The sequence below is a fragment of the Stenotrophomonas sp. SMYL20 genome (assembly GCF_036320045.1).
Taxonomy (GTDB): Bacteria; Pseudomonadota; Gammaproteobacteria; order Xanthomonadales; family Xanthomonadaceae; genus Stenotrophomonas; species Stenotrophomonas maltophilia_A.
Genome location: NZ_JAWIRT010000001.1, coordinates 331,611 through 349,707, shown reverse-complemented (window position 1 = coordinate 349,707; position 18,097 = coordinate 331,611). Strand labels below are relative to the sequence as shown.

General features: G+C 65.8%; 11 protein-coding genes. 6 read left to right on the top strand and 5 right to left on the bottom strand.

Features of this window, described 5'->3' with window-relative positions; all coding sequences use genetic code 11:
* Window positions 1-378: 378 nt before the first annotated feature.
* The 5 genes from V3B48_RS01595 to V3B48_RS01575 all read left to right on the top strand — a co-directional run bounded on the left by V3B48_RS01595 (window position 379) and on the right by V3B48_RS01575 (window position 9,394).
* Entirely contained in the window at window positions 379-1,764 is a 1,386-nt protein-coding gene (locus tag V3B48_RS01595) for an NAD-dependent succinate-semialdehyde dehydrogenase (RefSeq protein WP_329893034.1), read from the top strand.
* 63 nt (window positions 1,765-1,827) lie between these two features.
* Window positions 1,828-3,468, top strand: coding sequence for an acetolactate synthase large subunit (locus V3B48_RS01590; RefSeq protein WP_329893033.1), 1,641 nt, complete (start codon window positions 1,828-1,830; stop codon window positions 3,466-3,468).
* 344 nt (window positions 3,469-3,812) lie between these two features.
* Entirely contained in the window at window positions 3,813-5,324 is a 1,512-nt protein-coding gene (lysS, locus tag V3B48_RS01585) for a lysine--tRNA ligase (protein ID WP_032129833.1), read from the top strand.
* Between the two features lie 205 nt (window positions 5,325-5,529).
* Window positions 5,530-6,669, top strand: a complete 1,140-nt coding sequence (locus V3B48_RS01580) for a two-component system response regulator (RefSeq protein ID WP_006364528.1) — start codon at window positions 5,530-5,532, stop codon at window positions 6,667-6,669.
* Window position 6,670: 1 nt separating this feature from the next.
* A complete protein-coding gene (locus V3B48_RS01575) occupies window positions 6,671-9,394 on the top strand; it encodes a response regulator (protein WP_329893032.1) in 2,724 nt (907 codons plus the stop codon).
* Window positions 9,395-9,406: 12 nt separating this feature from the next.
* Here V3B48_RS01575 and V3B48_RS01570 read toward each other — a convergent pair whose 3' ends face one another.
* The 5 genes from V3B48_RS01570 to betI form a co-directional block, all read right to left on the bottom strand.
* Window positions 9,407-10,276, bottom strand: coding sequence for a crotonase/enoyl-CoA hydratase family protein (locus V3B48_RS01570; protein ID WP_012480080.1), 870 nt, complete (start codon window positions 10,274-10,276; stop codon window positions 9,407-9,409).
* Between the two features lie 199 nt (window positions 10,277-10,475).
* Window positions 10,476-12,152, bottom strand: a complete 1,677-nt coding sequence (locus tag V3B48_RS01565) for a long-chain fatty acid--CoA ligase (protein WP_149909281.1) — start codon at window positions 12,150-12,152, stop codon at window positions 10,476-10,478.
* A gap of 222 nt (window positions 12,153-12,374) precedes the next feature.
* Window positions 12,375-14,057 (bottom strand): choline dehydrogenase, encoded by a 1,683-nt coding sequence (gene betA / locus V3B48_RS01560; RefSeq protein ID WP_014037074.1) that lies wholly within the window; start codon window positions 14,055-14,057, stop codon window positions 12,375-12,377.
* A gap of 101 nt (window positions 14,058-14,158) precedes the next feature.
* Window positions 14,159-15,631, bottom strand: coding sequence for a betaine-aldehyde dehydrogenase (gene betB / locus V3B48_RS01555; RefSeq protein WP_329893031.1), 1,473 nt, complete (start codon window positions 15,629-15,631; stop codon window positions 14,159-14,161).
* Window positions 15,632-15,669: 38 nt separating this feature from the next.
* Window positions 15,670-16,260 (bottom strand): transcriptional regulator BetI, encoded by a 591-nt coding sequence (gene betI, locus V3B48_RS01550; RefSeq protein WP_005416394.1) that lies wholly within the window; start codon window positions 16,258-16,260, stop codon window positions 15,670-15,672.
* 170 nt (window positions 16,261-16,430) lie between these two features.
* On the opposite strand from betI, the gene V3B48_RS01545 reads away from it, so the two are divergent.
* Window positions 16,431-17,981: a BCCT family transporter gene (locus V3B48_RS01545; protein WP_032129837.1), complete on the top strand. Its 1,551-nt coding sequence runs from the start codon at window positions 16,431-16,433 to the stop codon at window positions 17,979-17,981.
* Window positions 17,982-18,097: the final 116 nt, after the last annotated feature.

The window sequence follows — 18,097 nt, the reverse complement described above, 5'->3', positions numbered from 1 at the left end:
GCCGGGTGCGGGGGCGTGAGCCGCATGGGCCCGAGGCATGCCTCGGGCGGGTTGGGCAGGACGCCCAACCCCGGTCTTGCCGTGTGCGCAGGACTGCGCACACGAGCAAGCGGCGACCGAGCTTACAAGGACGTACTTGCAGCGACCCCCGCAACCGGACCCACCCCGCCATCCCGCAGGAAACCAGCTGTTGCTGTTGCTTCGGCTGTTGCTGTTGCTTCGGCGGGTGCAGGGCGCAGCCCTGCCAAGAGCTCCCCATTCAGGCAGGTAAGTGCAGGTCACAGGATAAGCAGACGCCTTGTTGCCTCCGCCAATCGGGTCCACATTCCTGTGCAGGAGACGGGCCGCCGCCCGTTGTCGAGACACCAGGAGACCTGCATGTCCGCTGCCCCCACTACTGCCATTTCCCGCGATCCGGCCACCGGCCAGCAGATCGCCAGCCATCCCTTTGCCACCGACGCCGAACTGGAAACAATCCTGGATCGCGGCCAGGTTGGCTTTGCGGCCTGGAGCGCCAGGAGCCTTGAACAGCGTGCAGACGTACTGCGTGCGATGGCGGTGGTACTGCGCCGTGACCGTGAAAAGCTGGCCGCACTGGCCACCGCCGAGATGGGCAAGGTGCAGGCCGAATCACTGGCCGAGATCGAGAAGTGTGCCGTGCTGTGCGACTGGTACGCCGACCACGGTGCGCAGTTCCTGCGCGACGAACCGACCCAGGTGCCCGACGACAAGGCCTACGTGTCCTACCTGCCGCTGGGCGTGGTGCTGGGCATCATGCCGTGGAACTTCCCCTACTGGCAGGTGATGCGCGCGGCGGTACCGATCCTGATGGGCGGCAACGGCTTCCTGCTGAAGCCGGCCGAGAACATCGTCGGTACCGCGCAGCTGCTTGATGCCGCCTGGCGTGACGCAGGGCTGCCGGAAGGCACCTTCATTGCCGCCAACATCAGCCGCGACGGCACCAGCCGCGCGATCGCAGATGATCGCATTGCTGCGGTCACCCTGACTGGCAGCGTGGCCGCCGGCCGTAGCATCGCCGCCCAGGCCGGGCAGGCGCTGAAGAAGGTGGTGCTGGAACTGGGTGGCTCGGATCCGTTCATCGTGCTGGCCGACGCCGATCTGGACGCTGCCGTCGATGCAGCGATGGCTTCGCGCTTCCAGAACACCGGGCAGGTCTGCATCGCCGGCAAGCGCATCATCGTTGAAGACGCGGTCTACGACCGCTTCGTGGCGCAGTTCTGCCAGAAGGTGCAGGCGCTGACCATCGGCGACGGCCGTGAAGCCGGCAACCGTATCGGCCCGATGGCACGCCAGGACCTGCTGGAGCAGCTGGACGCGCAGGTACGGGCCTCGGTGGACGCGGGCGCGAAGCTGCTGGTCGGCGGCCATCAGCTGGATCGCCCGGGCGCGTTCTACGCCCCCACCGTGCTGGCCGACGTGGAGCCGGGCATGCAGGCTTTCGATACCGAGACCTTCGGTCCGGTTGCCTCGATCAGCCGCGCCCGTGATGCCGACCATGCGGTGGAACTGGCCAACCAGAGCGAGTTCGGCCTCAGCGGCAACCTGTGGACCGGCGACCGCGCGCGGGCCATGCAGCTGGCGCGCCGGCTGCAGACCGGCGGCGTGTTCGTCAACGGTTTCTCCGCTTCTGACCCGCGCGTGCCGATCGGTGGCGTGAAGAAGAGCGGCTTCGGCCGTGAGCTCTCGCACTTCGGCATCCGCGAATTCGTCAACGCGCAGACGGTGTGGTTCGACAAGCGTTGACGCGCAGCTTCCATCCTTCCTGCAACGATCCATCATCAGTCCAGCGAAAAGGACGGCATTCCAATGTCCAAGGGTTCAGATCTGCTCGTCGCCGCGCTTGAGAACGAAGGCGTCGAGCGTATTTTCGGTATTCCCGGCGAAGAGAATCTCGACGTGGTCGAGTCGCTGCGCCATTCCAGCATCGAGCTGGTCATCACCCGCCACGAACAGGCGGCCGTGTTCATGGCGGCCACCTATGGCCGCCTGACCGGCAAGCCGGGCGTGTGCCTGGCCACGCTTGGCCCGGGCGCGCTCAACTTCACCACCGGTGCCGCCTACGCGCTGCTTGGCGCGTGGCCGGTGATCATGATCACTGGCCAGAAGGGCATCGTCGCCAGCAAGCAGGCACGCTTCCAGATCGTCGACATCGTCAGCACGATGAAGCCACTGACCAAGCAGGCGCGGCAGATTGTCTCGGCGCGCACCATTCCGACCATCGTCCGCGAGGCGTTCCGTACCGCGCTGGAAGAGCGCCCGGGCCCGGTGCTGCTGGAGCTGCCCGAAGACATCGCGGCCGATGAGGTCGGGGACGTAGCGCTGATTCCGCCGCACGCGGTGGATCGTCCCATTGCCAGTCCGGAAGCACTGGACCGCGCGGCGGAGATCATCCGCAACGCCAAGCGCCCGCTGCTGATGATCGCCTCGGCGGCGTCGCGGCCGCAGTCCAGCGAAGCGTTGTCGGCATTCGTGCTGCGCGCGGGTATTCCATTCTTCACCACGCAGATGGGCAAGGGTGCGGTGGCCGGTGGTTCGGGCCTGTACATGGGCACCGCCGCGCTGACCGAGCGCGACTACGTGCACATGGCGATCGACCAGGCCGACGTGATCGTGACGATCGGCCACGAGGTCACCGAGAAGCCGCCGTTCGTGATGCGCCCGGGTGGGCCGACCGTGATCCATATCGGCTATTCGCAGGCGGCGGTGGAGCAGGTGTACTTCCCGCAGGTGGAAGTGATCGGTGACATCGGCCGTTCGCTGACCCAGCTGGCCGACCGTATCGAAGGTGCAGTGCCGAACGCCGACGCGCTGCTGCCACTGCGCGCGACCATTCTGGAACACTTGGCTGACCGTGCCGAGGAAGCTGGATTCACCCCGCAGCGGCTGGTGCACGACGTGCGCCAGGTGATGCCGCCGGACGGCATCGTGGCGCTGGACAACGGCATGTACAAGATCTGGTTTGCGCGCAATTACCGCACCCAGGTGGCCAATACGCTGCTGCTGGACAACGCGCTGGCGACGATGGGCGCGGGCCTGCCGTCGGCGATCATGGCCTCGATCCTGTACCCGCAGCGGCGGGTGTTGGCGGTGTGCGGCGATGGCGGATTCATGATGAACAGCCAGGAGCTGGAGACCGCGCGTCGGCTGGGCCTGAACCTGGTGGTGCTGATCCTCAACGACGGCGCCTACGGGATGATCCGCTGGAAGCAGGCGGTGGATGGCTTCACCGACTACGGCATGACGTTCAGTAACCCGGATTTCGTGAAGTATGCGGAAGCCTATGGCTGCAAGGGGCATGAGGTGACGGCCATCGAGCAGTTCATCCCCACGCTGGAGGCGGCGTTCAACGGGGGTGGGGTGCACCTGGTATCGGTGCCGATCGACTACTCGGAGAACCAGCGGGTGCTGGTGGACGAGCTGCGGCAGGCGTTCCCCGGGAACGGTTGACGCCTACCGGGGCATCGGTTCCCCGGAATCCGGTAGGTGTCGACCTTGGTCGACACACGGACCGCCAACCAAGGTTGGCGGCTACCAGAGCGGCGGGCAGTGGGCCTGGTAGGTGTCGACCTTGGTCGACACGATGGAGCGCCAACCAAGGTTGGCGGCTACCAGGCGGCGGGCAGTGGGCCTGGTAGGTGTCGACCTTGGTCGACACGCAGAGCGCCAACCAAGGTTGGCGACTACCGGGGCCCGGCCCCGGCCCAGGGCTGGGGCGGGGCGGTTTTGGTATGCTGGGCAACCGGCTGTGCCGGGCGCAACATCCCCCCTCACTACACGATTCCCGCAGATCCATGAGCGAAGCTACCGATACCCCCCCCGTTGACGAAAACAAGTTGATCGCCGAGCGCCGCGAGAAACTCAAAACGCTGCGTGGGCAGGGCATCGCGTACCCGAACGACTTCCGTCGCGAGGACTTCGCCGGCCGCCTGCAGGAAGAATTCGCCGACGCTGAACAGTGGACCGCCGAGGCCCTGGAAGGCAACGGCCGCCAGGTGAAGATGGCCGGCCGCCTGATGGCCAAGCGCATCATGGGCAAGGCCAGTTTCGCGCAGATCCAGGACGAGTCCGGCCGCATCCAGCTGTTCCTGCAGGGCACGGTGCTGGGCGATGCCTACACCGCCTTCAAGGGCTGGGACGTGGGCGACATCATCGCCGTCGAAGGCGGCCTGACCCGTACCAAGACCGGTGAGCTGTCGGTCAAGGCCGAATCGATCCGCCTGCTGACCAAGTCGCTGCGCCCGCTGCCGGACAAGTGGCATGGCCTGGCCGACGTCGAGCAGCGCTACCGCCAGCGCTATGTCGACCTGATCGTGACCCCGGAGTCGCGCGCGGTGTTCATCAAGCGCTCGAAGATCATCCGCGCCATGCGCGCGTGGCTGGACAACCGCGACTTCCTCGAAGTCGAAACGCCGATGATGCATTACATCCCCGGCGGCGCGGCGGCCAAGCCGTTCACCACCCACCATAATGCGCTGGACCTGGACCTGTACCTGCGCGTGGCGCCGGAGCTGTACCTCAAGCGCCTGACCGTGGGTGGCCTGGAGCGCGTGTACGAGATCAACCGCAACTTCCGCAATGAAGGCGTCAGCACCCGCCACAACCCGGAATTCACCATGATGGAGCTGTACGAGGCCTATGCCACGTACAACGAGATCATGGACCTGACCGAAGGCGTGATCCGTGACGTGGCCACGACCGTCAACGGTTCCACCGAAGTGGAGTGGGACGGCGCGAAGATCGACCTGGGCCCGGCGTTCCGCCGCTGGCGCATGGACGAGGCTGTGCGCCACCACAACCCGGAAATCTCTGCTGCCGACTGCACCGACCGCGAGGCGCTGCTGCGCCATTGCGAGCGCTTGAAGATCCGCGTCAAGCCGTCTTACGGCTGGGGCAAGCTGCTGCTGGAGATCTTCGAAGCCACCGTCGAGCACACCCTGATCCAGCCGACCTTCATCACCGACCATCCGGTGGAGGTCTCGCCGCTGGCCCGTGCCAACGACAACGATCCGGGCTATACCGACCGCTTCGAGCTGTTCGTCAACGGCAAGGAGCTGGCCAATGGCTTCTCCGAGCTGAACGACCCGGAAGACCAGGCCCAGCGTTTCCAGGCCCAGGTGGCCGCGAAGGAAGGCGGCGATGACGAGGCCATGCACTACGACGCCGACTACATCCGTGCGCTGGAGTACGGCATGGCACCGACCGGTGGCCTCGGCATCGGCGTCGATCGCCTGGTGATGCTGCTGACTGGCAGCAGCTCGATCCGTGACGTGCTGCTGTTCCCGTACATGCGTCCGGAGCAGTAAGTCGTCTTTTTGACTCCTGTTTGTGCGCGCCGTCGCGAAATGAGACGGCGCGATTGACGCCTCCCGCACTCGGCGTATCGTTAATGCACTACCTTGACGTCTGTTATGGCTTGATCGGCGCCAGGGGGAGTGCGCATTGTGGAGAGTCCGCTTCACAATGTGATGACGATCATGAACCGGGACGCATGACACGGGAGTCAGGCCGATGCAGGGTGCGAGCGTTCGCAGCGGCAGGGTATCCTCGCCTGCTGATGATCCAGCATGGTCGAGAAACCAGGCAGAGTACGCGTTGAACATCGTCATTGTTGACGACCAGACGTCCGCCCGGACGATGCTGCGTCACGTCATCGAAGATATCGCGCCGGAACTGAGCGTGTATGACTTCGGTGATCCGCTGACCGCATTGGCCTGGTGCGAGGCGCATCCGGTCGACCTGCTGCTGCTCGATTACCGCATGCCGGAAATGGACGGGCTGGAGTTCGCCCGCCGTTTCCGTCGCCTGCCCAAGCATCGCGACATTCCGGTGATCCTGATCACCGTGGTCGGCGACGAGCCGATCCGTCAGGCGGCGCTGGAAGCGGGGGTCATCGACTTCCTGGTCAAGCCCATCCGTCCGCGCGAACTGCGCGCGCGCTGCTACAACCTGTTGCAGCTGCGCCAGCAGACCGAGAACGTGAAGCAACGCGCGTTGTCGCTGGAGCAGCGCTTGCTGGCCAGCATGCACGAGGTCGAGGAGCGCGAACGCGAGACCCTGTCGCGGTTGGCACGGGCGATCGAGTTCCGTGATGCCGGCACCAGTGCCTACCTCGAACGCATGGCGCGCGTGGCAGGGCTGATCGCCGAGCAGCTGGGCCTGCCCGAAGACGACGTGCGCCTGATCGAGATGGCCGCGCCGCTGCATGACATGGGCAAGATCGCCATTCCCGATGCAGTGCTGCTCAAGCAGGGCAAGCTCAACGACGAGGAGCTGGCGATCATGCGCCGGCACCCACGCATCGGCCATGAGCTGCTCAGTGGCAGCCAGAACCGCTTCATCCAGGTCGGCGCATTGATCGCGCTGCGCCACCACGAACGTTACGACGGCAGCGGCTACCCGGATGGGCTGGTCGGTGAGGCGATTCCGCTGGAAGCGCGCATCGTCGCCGTGGCCGACGTCTTCGACGCACTCATCTCACCCCGTCCGTACAAGGAAGCATGGACCATGGAAGCCACACTGGCCTACCTGTATGCCCAGCGTGGCCGCCTGTTCGATCCACGCTGCGTGGATGCGCTGATGCGCGGCCACCAGCAGTTGATGGATATCTGCGCCCAGCACTCGACGGCATCGACGCGACCGGGTGGGTGACATGCAGGACCTGTTCGCACGCGTGAGGCGTCGGCTGGCGCAGCGTCCGGATTCGGAACATGGCCAGGCGATCGTGCGGGTGGTGCTGATCTCGCTGATCCTGGTCTATGTGCTGCTGTCCGGTGCGCGCCTGCACCGTCTGGAGCAGTACCAGGGCGTGCTGGCGACGGTGCTGACCGGATTGGGACTTTCGCTGCTGCTGTTCGGTTGGCTGCTGTGGAAGCCGGAGCGCTCCGATCCGCGGCGGGTGGCCGGAATGCTGGCCGATTACGGCCTGATCGCGGTCGGCATGATCCAGATGGGTGAGCCGCTGGCGTGGGTGTATGCGGTGGTGATGTGGGTCACGGTGGGCAACGGCCTGCGCTTCGGGCCGCGTTACCTGGCCGCTGCCATCGTGCTGGCGATGGTCAGTTTCGGCACCACCGTGCTGTTGACCCCTTACTGGCAGGCCAACCTGGGGCTGGCCATTTCCCTGTGGTTGGGGTTGCTGGCAGTACCGTTGTGCTGCTCCTCCCTGCTGCGCCGAAGGATGCGACATCCGACCATGGATACGACTCCCGCCGCTGGCTCCGACAAGCGCTCGCTGCTGGCACGCTTCAAGCAACGCCTGTCCGGGCGCGAGGACAGCGAGCACGCGCAGAACCTGATCCGCATCATCATCACGGCGCTGTTCATCAGCTATCTCGGCTGGCGCTCGCTGAGCGGCGGCGGTGAGGCATTGACTGCGACGTGGCTGATCCTCGCCTTCGAGCTGACCATTTCCGCCGGCCTGCTGACCGCGATTCTGGTCAATCCGGGTGTGTCGCATGTGCGCCGGGTGATCGGCATGCTGACCGACTACACCTGCATGGCCTGGATCATGACCATCCAGGGTGAGCCGGCGGCACCGCTGTATGCGGTGATGCTGTGGGTCACGATCGGCAACGGCATGCGCTATGGCAGCACCTACCTGCGCGTGGCCACGGCCATGGGCTGCCTGGCCTTCCTGTGCACGGTGATGCTGTCGCCGTACTGGCGCGGCCACGACTATCTGGGCTGGGGCCTGCTGCTGGGCCTGGGCGCGATTCCGCTGTACTTCGATTCGCTGCTGCATGCCTTGACCAGGGCGGTGGCAGAGGCGCGCCAGGCCAACGAAGCCAAGAGCCGTTTCCTGGCCAACATGAGCCATGAGTTCCGCACGCCGTTGAACGGGCTGGCCGGCATGACCGAAGTGCTGGCCACCACCCGCCTGGACGACGAACAGCGCGAGTGCCTGAACACCATCCAGGCCTCGACCCGCAGCCTGTTGGCGCTGGTGGAAGAGGTGCTGGACATCTCCGCGATCGAAGCCGGCAAGGTGCGCGTGGAGTGGCACGAGTTCGCGCTGGCCGACGTGCTGCAGGCGATCAACCTGATCCTGACCCCGCAGACCCGCTCCAAATCGCTGGACTATCGCGTGCAGGTGGATGACAACGTGCCGCCGCGCCTGCTGGGTGATGCCGGTCATCTGCAGCAGATCCTGCTCAATCTGATGGGTAACGCGGTCAAGTTCACCGACAGCGGCTACGTGCATCTGCGTGTTTCCAGCCTGGACGCAGCGGGCAGCGAGCGGATGCGCCTGCGATTCGAGATCGTCGACAGCGGCATCGGCGTACCGGTGGCGCTGCGCGGCCGGCTGTTCAATGCCTTCGAGCAGGGCGATGTCGGCCTGGCCCGCCGGCATGAAGGCACCGGTCTGGGCACCGCAATTGCCAAGGGCCTGGTCGAGTCGATGGGCGGGCAGGTCGGTTATGCGCCGAACAGCCCGCGTGGCAGCGTGTTCTGGGTCGAGATCACGCTGGACGTCGCAGACACTTCATCAGCCCCGGCGGTTCCGTCCGAGGTGGCTGAAGCCGGCAATGTCATCGCGTTCTCCAATCCCTTCCTGCGCCATCGTGCGCGCGTGCGCAGCCTGCGGGTGCTGGTGGCCGACGACCACGAAGCCAACCGCATGGTGCTGCAGCGGTTGCTGGAGAAGGCCGGCCACAAGGTCACCTGCGTCAATGGCGGCGCCGAAGTGCTCGATGCGTTGGAGCAGGCCAGTTACGACGCAGCGATCGTCGATCTGCACATGCCCGGCATGAGCGGACTGGACCTGCTCAAGCAGTTGCGGGTGATGCAGGCCAGTGGCATGCCTTACGTTCCGGTCATGGTGCTGAGCGCAGACGTCACCCCCGAGTCCATCCTGCGTTGCGAGCAGGCCGGTGCCCGCGCCTTCCTTGCCAAGCCCGTGGTGGCCACCCGTCTGCTGGAAGTGCTGGCCGATGTCGCCGCCAATACCCGCGCCGAGTCCGGCATCCAGTCGGTGCCGGCATTGCCGGTTGGCGATGGCGTGCTCGATACCGCGGTGCTGGACGAGCTGGCGTCGCTGGGCATGGGCGATGGCTTCGAACGCAAGTTCATCGACCAGTGCCTGGCGGACGTCGACGCGAGCATGGGCCAGCTGCAGGGCTGCGGCGAGCACCAGGCCTGGGAGGATTTCCGCGAGCACGCACACGCGCTGCGCGGTGTGGCGAGCAACCTGGGGCTTGTCCAGGTTGCCGCCTCCAGTGGCGAAATCATGCGCATGGCGGACTGGCAGCTGAAGGGTGAATGGAACGCCCGCCTCGGCAGCCTGGCGACTGCCCTGCGTAACGGCAGGAATGCGTTGGCTGCCCGTAGTGCGGGAGCATCGCGCCGCGACGACAGCGAGCGCAGCCCGTCCTGACCCGCCAGACGGTCAGGCCGGGTCGCCATTGCGCCGGGCCTGCGCCCGTACCAGCCGATCCATGGTGCGCAGGGACTTCTCGCCGAGCTGCATGGCGGTGTCCACCCAGATCTCGGTGATCCGCATCATTTCATGCAGCGGCACCATGGTGGCGATCTCGTTGACCTCACGCATCGCCGCCCACGCGTGCGGAATGCGCCGGCTTTCCTTGATCACCTGTTCGACCGCGGCAACTCCTTCGCCCACCGGCACCACGATGTCGACCAGGCCCATTTCCTTCAGCTGGCTGGCGGTGTAGAGGTTGCCTTCCAGCATGATCTTCTCGGCCAGGCGCGGGCTGATCCGCTGGCACAGGAAGGAGTAGGCGCCCATGCCCGGGAACAGGTCGAACAGCACCTCGGGCAGGCCCATCAGCACGCCTTCCTCGGCGACGATGGTGTGGCAGCTCAGTGCGGCCTCGAAGCCGCCACCCAGTGCATTGCCCTGGACCAGGGCGATGCTGTGGGCACGGGTGCCCAGGCCGGCATGGAAGGCATGCACGCCGCGCACGCAGCGTTGGGCATAGTCGAGCAGGCGGGCACGGTCGCCCTCGCGGATCAGGCGGCAGAACAGTTCGAGATCGCCACCCAGGTTGAACACGTCGCTGTCCGAGGCAAGAACGACATGGGGTGACAGAGCGTGCGAGGCGCTGAGGCGATCGCCCAGTTCGCGCTGGTAGTCGACGATGTCATCGACCAGACGCGAGGCGAAGCACGGCCGGCCCGGCTGGTTGACCAGGTTGGCGTGCATGTGGATCCAGTAGACATCCCGCTCGGGTTCTTCGGTGATACGCAGGGTAGGGTGCTGCGAGGGACGGGTGATGATGGGGCGTACTGCGGACATGGGAGTTCTCCGTGTGACCGTCCGGCCAACCGCAGAGCGGACGGAGAGGAGTGAGGGGGCGGGCTGAACGTGCGGCGGCGACTGATTCTATGCACCCGTCGTGAACCGCCCGCAAGCGCTGTACCGGCCATGTTCCGGTAATAAAAAGACCCCGCCGTCCCCGGCGGGGTCCCTGTACTCTCCCGTTGCCCGGAAACCCTTACTGGGCGGGCGTATCACGCAGCTCGCGACGGAGGATCTTGCCGACGTTGGTCTTCGGCAGCTCCTTTCGGAATTCTACGATTCTGGGGTGCTTGTAACCGGTCAGGTTTGCCCGCGCATGTTCCTTGACCATTTCCGCGGTCAGGTTCGGGTCCTTCTTCACGATCACGACCTTGACCACTTCGCCGGACTTTTCGTCCGGGACACCGACGGCGGCGACTTCCAGCACGCCCGGCATCATCGCGATGACGTCTTCGACCTCATTCGGGTACACGTTGAAGCCGGACACCAGGATCATGTCTTTCTTGCGGTCGACGATGTAGAAGAAGCCCTGTTCGTCCATCTTCGCCATGTCGCCGGTGTGCAGCCAGCCGTCCGCATCGATGGCGGTGGCGGTTTCTTCCGGACGCTGCCAGTAGCCCTTCATCACCTGTGGGCCCTTGATGCACAGCTCGCCCACTTCGCCCAGCGCCAGGATGTTGCCGTTGTCGTCCTTGATGCAGGCATCGGTGGACGGGATCGGCAGGCCGATGGCACCGTTGTACTCGGGCAGGGTGAGCGGATTGATGCAGGCCGCGGGGGAGGTCTCGGTCAGGCCATAGGCTTCGACCAGGGTCACGCCGGTGGTCTTCTTCCAGCGTTCGGCCACGGCGCGCTGCACTGCCATGCCGCCACCCAGGGTGAACTTGACCGAGGAGAAGTCGATCTCGTCGAAGCCCGGGGTATTGAGCAGGCCGTTGAACAGCGTGTTGACGCCGGTGATGGCGGTGAAGCGGGTGCCCTTGAGCTCCTTGACGAAGCCCTTCATGTCGCGCGGGTTGGTGATCAGGTGGTTGCAGCCACCGAACTTCATGAAGACCAGCCCGTTCGCGGTCAACGCGAAGATGTGGTACAGCGGCAGGGCAGTGATGATCACTTCCTTGCCCGGCTCGATGCCCGAGGTGGACAGCCACGCCGACGCCTGCTGCATGTTGGCGATCAGGTTGCGGTTGGTCAGCATCGCACCCTTGGCCACGCCGGTGGTCCCGCCGGTGTACTGCAGGAAGGCAATGTCGTCGTGGTCGATCTCGACCGCCGGAAGCGCGTGGCGGCTGCCCAGCTTGAGCGCCTGCTTGAAGCGGACGGCGCCCTTGATGTGGTAGTTGGGCACCATCTTCTTGATGTACTTCAGCACGAAGTTGACGATCGCGCCCTTGGCGCCGAGCAGGTCGCCCAGGCCGGTGGTGACCACGTGCTTGACCGGCGTATCGGCGATGACCTGTTCGACGGTGTCGCCGAAGTTGTCGACCACCACCAGGGCGCTGACGCCGGCATCAACCAGCTGGTGCTTGAGTTCGCGCGCGGTGTACAGCGGGTTGACGTTGACCACGGTCAGGCCGGCGCGCAGCACGCCGAAGGTGGCCACCGGGTACTGCAGGCAGTTGGGCATCATCAGGGCGACGCGGTCACCCTTCTTGAGCTTGAGCTCACCCAGCAGGTAGGCGGCGAACTGGGTGACCAGCGCGTCCGTCTCACCATAGGTGAGGACCTTGCCGAAGCTGGAGTAGGCGGGACGGTCGCGGAATTTCGCGACGGAAGCGTCGAAGACCGAGGCGACCGAATGGAATTCGTTGACGTCGATTTCGGCGGGAACGCCTTTCGGATAGCTCTGCAGCCAGGGACGATCCAGACTCATATTCCCCCTCCAGGAATCGTGATGTTTTAGGTTACGGCCCTGAGCGTATCGACAATGGCCGTTCATTGCAGCATACCCCGCCGTAGGGAAAACGCGAAGAGGCCCCGAAGGGCCTCTTTGCTTGGTAATGCCGGCCGCTGGCCGGCATCTGCGCTCGATCGGGATTCCGGTGGATGCCGGCCAGCGGCCGGCACTACCGTGGCCCCAAGCGGGGCGCTTGCGTCAGCCCTGCTTGCGTACCGGTGCGCCGTTGGCCTTGTAGTACGGCGCGGTGCTGCGGGCCAGCGGGGTGCGGCCACGGATCACGTCGGCCAGCTTCTCGGCCATCATGATGGTCGGCGCGTTGAGGTTGCCGGTCACCACCTGCGGCATGATCGAGGCATCGACGATGCGCAGGCCTTCCAGCCCGTGCACGCGGCCCTGGCCGTCGACCACCGCCATCGGGTCATCGGCATGGCCCATCTTGTTCGAGCACGACGGGTGGTAGGCGGTCTCGGCATGCTCGCGGACGAACGCATCGATCTGCGCATCGGTCTGCAGTGCGCTGCCCGGCGAGATCTCGCGGCCGCTGTACGGCGCCAGTGCCGGCTGCGCGAAGATCTCGCGGGTGATGCGGATCGCCGCACGGAACTCGCGCCAGTCCTGGTCGTGCGACATGTAGTTGAACAGGATGCTCGGGTGTTCGCGCGGGTCCTTCGAGCGCACATGGATGCGACCGCGGCTGGGCGAGCGCATCGAACCGACGTGCATCTGGAAGCTGTGCGCCTTGATCGGGTTGGAGCCGTTGTAATTGATCGCCACCGGCAGGAAGTGGTACTGCAGGTTCGGCCAGTCGAACTCGGCGTCGCTGCGGATGAAGCCACCGGCCTCGAACTGGTTGCTGGCGCCGATGCCGGTGCCCAGGAACAGCCACTCGGCACCGATGGCCGGCTGGTTGTACAGCTTCAGTGCCGGCGCCAGCGACACCGGCTTCTTGCACTCGTACTGCAGGTACATCTCCAGGTGATCCTGCAGGTTGGCGCCGACGCCCGGCAGGTGGTGCACAAGGTCGATGTCCAGGCTGCGCAGCAGATCGGCCGGGCCGACGCCCGAGCGCTGCAGGATCTGCGGCGAAGCGATGGCGCCGCCGCACAGCAGCACTTCGCGGCGGGCGGTGGCACGCTGCGGCTGGTCGTTGTGCAGCCACTGCACGCCCACCGCACGCTTGCCCGAGAACAGGATGCGGTCGGTCAGCGCGTGGGTGACGATGGTCAGGTTCGGGCGCGGCTTGGCCAGGTCCAGGTAGCCACGGGCGGTGCTGGAACGACGGCCCTTCGGGGTCACCGTGCGGTCCATCGGGCCGAAGCCTTCCTGCTGGTAGCCGTTGAGGTCGTCGGTGCGCGGGTAGCCGGCCTGCACGCCGGCTTCGACCATCGCGGCGAACAGCTCGTTGTTGCCGGCCTTCGGCGTGGTCACGCGCAGCGGGCCTTCGCCACCGTGGTAGTCGTTGGGGCCGATGTCACGGGTTTCGGCCTTGCGGAAGTACGGCAGGCAGTCCAGGTAGGTCCAGTCTTCCAGGCCCGGCATGCTGGCCCAGTTGTCGTAGTCCATCGCGTTGCCGCGGATGTAGCACATGCCGTTGATCAGCGACGAGCCACCCAGCCCCTTGCCACGGCCGCAGTCCATGCGGCGGTTGTTCATGAAGGGCTCGGGATCGGTCTTGTACGCCCAGTTGTAGCGCTTGCCCTGCAGCGGGAAGGCCAGTGCCGCCGGCATCTGGGTACGGAAGTCGAGCCGGTAGTCCGGGCCACCGGCTTCCAGCAGCAGCACGCTGACATCGGCATCTTCGGTGAGGCGGGTGGCCAGCACGTTGCCGGCCGAACCGGCGCCGATGATGATGTAGTCGTACTCGTTATGGGTGCTCATGGGTGTCTCCTGCAGGCCGGGGCGCGCTGCATGCAAGCGTCCCGGCGGAATGTCGGATCGGCGCGGTGGCCGGACGAAGGTGCGCGCTCGCGGCGCGCCGATCAGAACACGCTGGCGTAGTCGCCCAGTTCCACCTGCACCGACTTGATGCGGGTGTAGTGGCCGAGGGTGGAGAGGCCGTTCTCACGGCCGACGCCGGATTCCTTGTAGCCGCCGACCGGCATTTCGGCCGGCGATTCGCCCCAGGTGTTGATCCAGCAGATGCCGGCTTCCAGGCGGTGGATGATGCGATGGGCGCGGCTGACGTCCTTGCTGACCACGCCGGCGGCGAGGCCAAAGGTGGTGTCGTTGGCACGGCGCACCACTTCGTCTTCGTCGTCGTAGGCGAGGATGCTCATCACCGGCCCGAAGATCTCTTCCCGGACAATCGTCATGTCATCGCGGCAGTCGGAGAACACGGTCGGCAGCACGTAGGCGCCATTGGCCAGCGCGCCTTCGGTGGCACGGCCGCCGCCGGTCAGCAGGCGAGCGCCTTCGGCCTTGCCGCTTTCGATGTAGCGCAGCACGTTTTCCATGTGCGGGAAGCTGGTGAGCGGGCCGAAGTTGGTCTCGGCGGCCATCGGGTCGCCGATGCGGATGCGCTTGACGCGCTCGACCACGGCGGCTTCGAACGCGGCCAGCATGCTGCGCGGCACGAACACGCGGGTGCCGTTGGTGCAGACCTGGCCGGAGCTGAAGAAGTTGGCCATCACCGCGATGTCGGCGGCGCGGTCGAGGTCGGCGTCATCGCAGATCACCAGCGGCGACTTGCCGCCCAGCTCCATGGTCACTTCCTTCAGCGACGAGGATGCGGCGCTGGCCATGACCTTCTTGCCGGTGGCGACGCCGCCGGTGAAGGAGATCTTCTCGATCACCGGGTGCTCGGTCAGCCACTGGCCGATCTCGCGGCCCGGGCCCTGCACGACGTTGAACACGCCGGCCGGCACACCAGCTTCGGTGTAGATCTCGGCCAGGCGGATCGCGGTCAGCGGGGTTACTTCCGACGGCTTGAACACCATCGCGTTGCCCGCGGCCAGCGCCGGGGCCGACTTCCACATGGCGATCTGGATCGGGTAGTTCCACGCGCCGATGCCGGCGACCACGCCCAGCGGCTCGCGGCGGGTGTAGAAGAAGCTCGATTCGCGCAGCGGCAGCTGGATGCCTTCGATGGCCGTGGCCAGGCCAGCGTAGTACTCGACCACGTCGGCACCGGTGACGATGTCCACGGTGGTGGTCTCGGCCAGCGCCTTGCCGGTGTCCAGGGTTTCCAGGTGGGCCAGTTCGTCGTTGCGCTCGCGCAGGATCTCGACGGCGCGGCGCAGGATGCGCGAGCGTTCCATGGCGGTCATCGCCGCCCACACCTTCTGGCCTTCGGCCGCGCTCTGCACGGCGCGTTCGACGTCGGCCTGGCTGGCGACCTGCACTTCAGCGATCACCTCGCCGGTGGCCGGGTTCACGGTCTTGAAGGTCTTGCCGCTGGTGGCATCGACGCGCTGGCCGTGGATGTAGAGCTGTTGGACGGGCAGGGTGGTCATGGGGCGTACTCCTTGGAAGGGGGCGGGTGCTGAAGCGCTTATAGCGCGACTGCCTGCAACTGGAAGTCGATGTAGCCGTAAGCGATGCGCCGGGACTTCTCGGCGTTGAACTGGCCGCCGACCAGGCTGCCGCGCAGCCACAGGCCGTCGATCATCGCGGCCAGGCCACGGGCGGCCAGGCGGGCCTGCGGGTGGGGCAGCAGGCGGTTGAACTGGTGGCACAGGTTGGAGAACAGGCGCTGGTCGTTGGCGCGCTGCAGCCGGGCCAGTTCCGGCTGGTGCATGCTGGCGGCCCAGAAGGTCAGCCAGACGCGCATCGCGGTGCCGTTGATCTGGCTGTCGTCGAAGTTGCCATCGACGATGGCGCGCAGCTGCTCGCGCGGGTCGTCACCAGCGTCGGCACGGTAGCGGGCGACCGCGTCCTTCAGTTCACGCAGGATCTGCCGCATTGCAGCATTGAGCAGGCCGTCCTTGTCGCCGAAGTAGTGGGCGACGATGCCGCTGGACAGCCCTGCTTTCTTCGCGATGGTGGCGACGGTCGCATCGGCCATGCCGATCTCGTCGATGGTCTGGAAAGTGGCCCGGATCAGCTGTTCGCGCCGTACCGGTTCCACGCCTTTCTTCGGCATTGTCTCTCCACGGATTGCGACCCGAAGGATCGGGCTGCCCGCCATTATGCTTTTTATTGATTGAACGTTCAATCAATAAACCCTAGGATGCGCTCGCGCCCCACGCCATGGGCCCGGTTTACCGGTCCGGCCCCGCCCATGTGCCCCCTCGGACTTGATGAGACGATCCCATGTCTTCCCTGGCTCATCCCAAGCGTTCGCCCCTGCGCTTGAACCGTTTTGTCTTCTTCAGCTCTTCGGTGTCGATCGGCATCCTCGGGCTGCTCACCGTTCTTTATCCCGAAAGCAGCGAGCACTGGCTGCAGTGGGCGCAGGCCGAAGTCTCGGCGGCGTTCGGCTGGTGGTACATGCTGCTGATCGTGCTGTGCCTGGGCTTCGTGCTGTGGCTGGCGTTCTCACCGTATGGCCGCATCCGCCTGGGCCACAACGAGGAATCACCGGCGTTCGGCTACGTGGCCTGGGTGTCGATGCTGTTCTCGGCCGGCATCGGCATCGCGCTGCTGTACTACGGCGCCTACGAGCCGCTGGACCATTTCCTCAATCCGCCCGGGCAGCCCGGCGGGACCGTGGCCGCCGGCCGCGAGGCGATGGTGCTGACCTTCCTGCACTGGGGCCTGCACGGCTGGGCGCTGTATGCGCTGGTCGGCGTGGCGCTGGGCTATTTCGCCTACCGCCGCGACCTGCCGCTGGCGCTGCGTTCGGCGCTGTACCCGATCTTCGGTGAGCGCATCCATGGCCGCATCGGCGACATGGTCGATGGCTTCGGCATCCTTGCCACGCTGATCTCGATGGTGACCAACCTCGGCATCGGCGCGCTGGTGGTGCAGTCCGGCCTGGTCTACCTGTTCCACATTCCGGATACGCCGCAGGTGCTGGTGGCAATTGTGCTGGTGATGATGGTGGTGGCCACCATCGGCGTGGTGGCGGGTGTGGAGAAGGGCATTGCCTGGCTCTCCAACCTCAACGTGCGCCTGCTGTGCGGCCTGCTGCTGTTCGTGCTGGTCACCGGCCCGACCCTGCACCTGTTCGATGGTCTGATCCAGAACACCGGCGATTATCTCGGCGCATTCGTGCGCAAGAGCTTCGACATGTACCTCAACGACCCGAAGGGCCGTGAGTGGATGGGCTCGTGGACGCTGTTCTACTGGGCGTGGTGGATCGCCTGGGCGCCGTTCGTCGGTCTTTTCGTGGCGCGCATCTCGCGTGGCCGCACCATCCGTGAAGTGATCATGGGCGTCCTGCTGATCCCGCTCGGCTTCACCCTGGCGTGGCTGTCGATCTTCGGCAACACGGCTATCGACCTGGTGCTCAACCACGGCCAGGCGATCCTGGGTGACGTGGCCCAGCATGATGCGGCGATGACGCTGTTCAAGCTGCTGGAGTACCTGCCCGCCGCGCCGTACGTGGCCGGCGCCGCAGTGGTGATCGGCTTCGTGCTGTTCCTGACTCCGGTCGATTCGGGCACGCTGATGATCGCCAACCTGTGCACGCGTCGCGTCGACGATGGCGTGGAGGACGGCCACGACGCGCCGATCTGGCTGCGCGTGTTCTGGGCGGCCGGCATCACCGTGGCCAGCGTCGGCCTGCTGCTGGCCGGCAACTTCAGTGCGATGCAGACCGCGGTGGTGCTGTGCGGCCTGCCGTTCTCGTTCACCCTGGCGTTCTACATGTGGGGCCTGCTGAAGGCCCTGCGCACCGACCCGGACGCACCGCGGCGGTGATCGGGCACCTGGCATCTATCCCGATGCCGTCGGTGACGCAGTAGAGCCAGGCCATGCCTGGCTGCGGAGAAACAGGAAGGGCCGGATCCGTGAGGATCCGGCCCTTTTGTAGCGTA